At 76.5% G+C, this 6307-nt stretch carries 4 protein-coding genes; all 4 read left to right on the top strand.

Features of this window, described 5'->3' with window-relative positions; genetic code table 11:
• Positions 1 to 70: 70 nt before the first annotated feature.
• The 4 genes from KBX37_RS33020 (at position 71) to KBX37_RS33005 (ending at position 6287) form a co-directional block, all read left to right on the top strand.
• A complete protein-coding gene (locus KBX37_RS33020; RefSeq protein WP_210779745.1) occupies positions 71 to 1237 on the top strand; it encodes a glycosyltransferase family 4 protein in 1167 nt (388 codons plus the stop codon).
• Positions 1237 to 3783 carry a hypothetical protein gene (locus KBX37_RS33015; RefSeq protein ID WP_247659456.1) on the top strand — a complete coding sequence of 849 codons (2547 nt, stop codon included), beginning with the start codon at positions 1237 to 1239 and terminating at the stop codon, positions 3781 to 3783. Before KBX37_RS33020 ends, KBX37_RS33015 begins: the two co-directional genes overlap by 1 nt.
• Before the next feature lie 150 nt (positions 3784 to 3933).
• Positions 3934 to 5685, top strand: coding sequence for a CTP synthase (locus KBX37_RS33010; RefSeq protein WP_210779744.1), 1752 nt, complete (start codon positions 3934 to 3936; stop codon positions 5683 to 5685).
• Positions 5682 to 6287, top strand: coding sequence for an NUDIX domain-containing protein (locus KBX37_RS33005; RefSeq protein WP_210779743.1), 606 nt, complete (start codon positions 5682 to 5684; stop codon positions 6285 to 6287). The genes KBX37_RS33010 and KBX37_RS33005 overlap by 4 nt, the downstream gene beginning before the upstream one ends.
• The last annotated feature ends 20 nt before the right edge of the window (positions 6288 to 6307 follow it).

Here is a 6307-nt window from a genome sequence, read left to right as displayed (position 1 = left end):
GTGTCCCGGTGAGCGCGAGGAGTGAGCCGGGTCTGCGAGCCCCGCAGTCGCGAACGGAAGGTGAGCACCGATGACCGACGCTTCCTCGGCGCCGCGCTCGCAGGGCACGGTCGTCCTGCTGCTCGCCTCCAGCACCGGCGGGGTCGGGCAGCACGTCCGCTCGGTGGCCCGCGGCCTCACCGAGGCCGGCGTCCCCGTGCTGGTGTGCGGGCCCGCCGCCACCCAGGACCAGTTCGACTTCACCGCCGTCGGGGCGCGCTTCGCCCCGGTGGAGATCCCGGCCAGCCCCACCCCCGGCGACGCGCGGGCCGTGTCCGCGCTGCGCCGGACCCTGGCCGCCGAGACGGTACGGGTCGTGCACGCCCACGGGCTGCGCGCCGGTCTGGTCGCCACGCTCGCCCGGCCGGCCGCGCCGCTCGTGGTCACCTGGCACAACGCGGTCCTCGCCGGCGGGGTGCGCGGTCAGCTCTCCCGGCTGGCCGAGCGGGTCGTGGCCCGCGCCGCCCGGGTCGCGCTCGGCGCCTCGGCGGACCTGGTCGAGCGGGCCGCCGCGCTGGGCGCCGCCGACGCCCGGCTCGCCCCGGTCGCCGCACCCACCCTGCCCGCCCCGCGCCGCCGGCGCGCCGCCGTGCGCGCCGAGTTCGGCGTCGTACCGGGCCCGCCGCTGGTGCTCTCCGTCGGCCGGCTGCACCCGCAGAATCGGTACGACGTGCTGGTCGACGCCGCGGCCCGCTGGCGTACCCGGACCCCGCCGCCGGCCGTCGTGATCGCCGGCAGCGGACCGGCGTACCTGCAACTGGCCGCCCGGATCTCCGCCGCCCGGGCGCCGGTGACCCTGCTCGGCCACCGCACCGACGTGGCGGACCTGCTCGCCGGCGCGGACCTGGCGGTGGTCACCAGCGACTGGGAGGCCCGGCAGTTGTTCGCGCAGGAGGCGCTGCGGGCCGGCGTACCGCTGGTGGCGACCGCCGTGGGCGGCCTGCCGGAGCTGGTCGGCGACGCCGCGGTACTGGTGCCGGCGGGGGACGTCGACGCGGTCGACGCGGCGGTGCGCGCGCTGCTGGACGACGAGAGCCTCCGCGCCGACCTCGCCCGGCGCGGCGCCGCCCGCGCCGCGACCTGGCCCACCGAGGAGGACACCGTCGCCGCGCTGCTGGACCTCTACGCCGAGCTCGGTCCCGAGGCCGCCGGGCCGGCCGCGCCCGGCGCGGACACCGGATCGACGGGACGTCGCTGATGCTGCGCAGACTCACCCCGGTCCTGCTCACCCTGCTGGTGGTGGTGCTCGGCGTGACCGCCCTGGCGGCCCGCCCGGAGACCGGCGCGCCGCGGCGCACCGCCGACTTCGTGGTGCTCGCCGGCGTGGCCGGGCTGCGCTGGGACGACGTCGACCCGCAGACCACCCCGACGCTGTGGCGGATGGCCCAGCAGGGCTCGATCGGCTCGCTGTCCACCCGCTCCGCGCACCGCCCCACCTGCCCGGTGGACGGTTGGCTCACCCTCGGCGCGGGCAGCTACGCGGCCTGGAACGGCAGCCGGCAGCAGGGCGCCTGCCCGCCGGTCGGCGTGACGATCGAGCAGCCGGACCGGATCGGCGCGAACCTGCCCGACCAGGAGAGCGTGGTCCTGCACAACCAGGAACGGCTGCCCTGGGGGGCGGTGCCCGGCTCGCTGTCGGAGTCGGTGCGCTGCTCGGTGGCGATCGGCCCCGGCGCCGCCGTCGCCGCGGCCCGTCCCTTCGGCCGGGTCGACCGGTACGCGCCGAAGCTGCCCGACGACCCGGCCGGCCTGCTCGGCTCCTGCGTGCTGAGCATCGTCGACCTGGGCACGGTGGCCGGCGACGACCCGGCGACCCGGGCCGCCGAGGCCCGCCGGGTCGACGCGGCGCTGGCCACGGTGCTCGCCGCCCGCCCGCCCCGCTCGCTGGTGATGGTGGCCGGGGTCTCGGACACCGAGACGCCGTCCCGGCTGCACGTGGCCGTCGCCGACGGTCCGGGCTGGGAGGGCGGCCTGCTCACCTCCGCCAGCACCGGCCGGGACGGCTACCTGCAACTGGTCGACCTGGCCCCGACCGCGCTCGCCGCGCTCGGCCGGCCGATGCCCGAGCGGCTCTTCCTGGGCCGTCCGGCGATCCGCGTGGACGGCCGGCCGGACGACCTGGCCACCGCGATCGCCGCCCCGGCGGACGCCGACCGGGAGGCCGGCGCCCAGCGGAGGGTGGCCGGCTGGTTCTTCGCCCTGCTCGCCCTGGCGCAGGTGGCGCTCTTCGTGACCGTGCTGCCGCTGCTGCGCCGGGCCCGCCGGCTCGCCGGCCCGCACAGCCCGCCGCCGGTCTCCCGCCGGGTGGTCGCGACCGTGGAGCTGTTGCTCATCGCCGTCGCGCTGGCGGTGCCGGCCGCGCTGCTCGCCGACGCGGTGCCCTGGTGGCGGGTGGACCACGCCGGCTGGTGGTTCGCGCTGGTGACCGTCGCCCTGATCGTCGCGGCCACCGCCCTGGTGCGCTTCGCGCCCGGCCACGACCGCACCCTCGGCCCGCTCGGCGCGGTCGCCGGGCTGGCCACCCTGGTGGTCGGCGCGGACGTGCTCAGCGGCGCCCGGTTGCAGCTCAACGGCGTGGTCGGCTACTCGGCGCTGGAGGGCGGCCGGTTCTCCGGGCTGGGCACGGTGGGCCTCGGGGTGTTCCTCGCCGGCGCGCTGCTCAGCGCCGGTTGGCTCGCCCAGCGGTTCCGCCGGGCGTGGCGGCCGATGGTGGTGGTGACGGTCGGCGGGACGGCCGCGGTGGTGGTCGGCAGCCCGTACCTCGGCTCCGACCCGATCGGCGCGGTCGCGCTCACCGCCGGGGTGGCGGTCGCCGCGGCGATCTCCACCGGCGGCTGGCTCACCGTCAGCCGGCTGGTCTGGGCCGCCATGGCGGGCCTGGCGCTGACCATCGGGTACGCCTTGGTGGACCTGCGCCGGCCGGCGGAGGAGCGGGGCAGCCTCGGGCGGTTCCTCGCCGCCCTCGGCGACGGCACCGGTGGGTTGACGGTGCACCGCTCCAGCACCGCCAACTTCGAGACCCTGGTGAACAGCCCGCTGACCCTGCTCGCCGTGGTCGGCGCCCTGCTGGTGTGGTTCGCCCTGCTCCAGCCCTGGGGCGGGCTGATGCGGCTGTTCGGCATCTACCCGGCGATCCGGGCGGCGATGGCCGGTACCGCCGTGGCGGCGGTGATCGGCGGGCTGCTCGGCGGCTCCGCCCTGGACGTGGCCGGGGCGGCCGCCGCGCTGGTGGTGCCGATGGCGGCGCTGGCCTCGCTGCGGGTGCTCGACCACTCCACCGACCGCACCCAGCCGGGCGCCGGCCGGCAGCGCGGCGACGGGCCGGCCGGCCCGCCCGCCGGGGACGCGCCCGCCGGCGGACCGGGGGGGGGCGGCACCACCCCGGCCGACGAGCACCCGCGCGCCGACCGCCCGCCGCCCGACGGCGCGGGCACCCGGGACGCGGCCCCGGCCGCCGACGCGGCCCCGGGCGGGGCCGAGGGTGGCTCCGGCGACCGGAGTACGGCGACCGGCGACACGGCCGGCACCGCCGACGGCGAGGCCGGGGACGACGGCGACACCGCCGGCACCGCCGACAGCGAGGCCGGTGACGGCGACGGTGACGGCCCCGACGGCGGCGACGGTGGTGTGCGGAGCGCGGGTGAGCGGGCGGCGGGAGCGGGCGGTGCCCGCGGTGCCGGCGTGCCCGCCGCGCGGGCCGGGGAGTCGGCCACCCCGACATCGACCGAGGTCACGACGGGTTGACCCGCTGCGGGCTCCGACGCGGGCCGGGGTGGGTGCGACGCCCGCCCCGGGCCGGAGAGGTGTTACCGTGGAATCCCGTGGATCGCGTGATCACTTTGCTGATCGGCACGGCGGTTCGCACGACCGCTACGGACGACACGGGAGCAGGCCTTGGCCCCTTCAGCACGGACGACCAGGCACATTTTCGTCACCGGAGGCGTCGCCTCCTCGCTGGGCAAGGGCCTCACCGCCTCCAGCCTCGGCAATCTGCTCACCGCGCGCGGGCTGCGTGTGGTGATGCAGAAGCTCGACCCCTACCTCAACGTCGACCCAGGGACGATGAACCCGTTCCAGCACGGTGAGGTCTTCATCACCGACGACGGCGCCGAGACCGACCTCGACGTCGGGCACTACGAGCGCTTCCTCGACCGGGACCTGTCCGGCAAGGCGAACGTCACCACCGGCCAGATCTACTCGGACGTGATCGCCAAGGAGCGGCGCGGCGAGTACCTGGGCGACACCGTCCAGGTGATCCCGCACATCACCAACGAGATCAAGTCCCGGATCCTCGGCATGGCCGACCCGGACGGCGACGGCCAGATTCCGGACGTGGTGATCACCGAGGTGGGCGGCACCGTCGGCGACATCGAGTCGCTGCCGTTCCTGGAGGCGATCCGCCAGGTCCGTCACGACCTGGGCCGGGACAACTGCTTCTACCTGCACGTCTCGCTGGTGCCGTACCTGGCGCCCTCGGGCGAGCTGAAGACGAAGCCGACCCAGCACTCGGTGGCCCAGCTGCGCAACATCGGCATCCAGCCCGACGCGATCGTGCTGCGCTGCGACCGGGAGATCCCGGAGAAGCTCAAGGAGAAGCTCTCGCTCTACTGCGACGTGGACCGGGAGGCGGTCGTCGCCGCCCCGGACGCGCCGAGCATCTACGACATCCCCAAGGTGCTGCACCGCGAGGGCCTCGACGCGTACGTGGTGCGCCGGCTCGGCCTCTCCTTCCGTGACGTCGACTGGGCCAGCTGGGACGACCTGCTGGACCGGGTGCACCAGCCGCACCACACGGTGACCGTCGCGGTGGTCGGCAAGTACGTCGACCTGCCCGACGCGTACCTGTCGGTGAGCGAGGCGATCCGGGCCGCCGGCTTCGGCCACCGGGCCCGGGTGCAGCTGCGCTGGGTGCCCAGCGACGACTGCGTCACCCCGGCCGGCGCCGCGGCGGCCCTGGCCGGCGCGGACGGCATCGTCATCCCCGGCGGCTTCGGGGTGCGCGGCATCGAGGGCAAGATCGGCACCGCCCGGTACGCCCGCGAGAACGGCATCCCGCTGCTCGGCCTCTGCCTCGGCCTGCAGTGCATGACCATCGAGGTGGCCCGTCACCTGGCCGGCCTGGACGGCGCCAACTCGCTGGAGTTCGACGAGGAGGCCAAGCACCCGGTCATCGCCACCATGGCCGACCAGGAGGACATCGTCGCCGGCAAGGGCGACCTGGGCGGCACCATGCGGCTCGGGGCGTACCCGGCGACGCTGGCCGAGGGTTCGCTCGTCGCCGAGGCGTACGGCAGCACCGAGGTCAGCGAGCGGCACCGGCACCGCTACGAGGTGAACAACGCCTACCGCGACCAGCTCACCAAGGCCGGCCTGCACGTCTCCGGCACCTCGCCGGACGGCCGGCTGGTCGAGTTCATCGAGCTGGACCGCAGCCTGCACCCGTTCTTCGTGGCCACCCAGGCGCACCCCGAGGTGAAGAGCCGCCCGACCCGCCCGCACCCGCTGTTCGCGGCGTTCGTGAAGGCGGCCGTGGCGTACTCGGAGGCCGACCAGCTGCCGGTGGACCTGGACGCGATGGCGGAGGCTCCGACGGCGAAGAAGGCGTCCCGCAACGGGGCGACGGCGAAGGCGGCGTCCGCCTCGTGAGCGCCGTCGAGCACCGCTACGAGCTGCGCGACCGGCAGGAGCGCTTCCGGGGCCGGATCTTCTCGGTGGTCACCGACGAGGTGACCATGCCCGGCGGCGACACCGCGAAGCGGGACTACGTCCGGCACGTCGGCGCGGTCGCCGTGGTGGCCCTCGACGACGCCGGCCAGGTGGTGCTCGTCCGGCAGTACCGGCAGCCGGTGGGGCGGCACCTCTGGGAGCTGCCCGCCGGGCTGATGGACGTCGACGGCGAGCCGCTGCCGGCGGCCGCCGCCCGCGAGCTGGCCGAGGAGGCCGACCTGACCGCCGGCACGCTCGACCTGCTGGTCGACGTGCACACCTCGCCGGGCTTCTCCGACGAGGTGGTCCGGGTCTTCCTCGCCCGCGACCTCGCCGACGTGCCGGCCGAGGCGCGGCACGAGCGCCGTGACGAGGAGGCCGACATCCAGATCGTCCGGCTCGACCTGGACGAGGCGGTCGGCATGGTGCTGGCCGGGGAGATCACCAACGGTCCGTGCGTGGCCGGGCTGCTCGCCGCCGCCCGGGCCCGCGACGCCGGCTGGTCGGTGCTGCGCCGGGCCGACGCCCCGCTGCCCCGCTGACGGGTACGCCGCGGAAGGGG

The organism is Micromonospora sp. U56 (assembly GCF_018070095.1).
In the GTDB taxonomy this organism is placed as follows: Bacteria; Actinomycetota; Actinomycetes; order Mycobacteriales; family Micromonosporaceae; genus Micromonospora; species Micromonospora purpureochromogenes.
This window is presented reverse-complemented; position numbering and strand designations above follow the sequence as displayed.

Bases quoted from the DNA above. Each gene is read 5' to 3' on its own strand.
- KBX37_RS33015 (WP_247659456.1), top strand. From the start codon at position 1,237: ATGCTGCGCAGACTCACCCCGGTCCTGCTCACCCTGCTGGTGGTGGTG.
- KBX37_RS33020 (WP_210779745.1), top strand. From the start codon at position 71: ATGACCGACGCTTCCTCGGCGCCGCGCTCGCAGGGCACGGTCGTCCTG.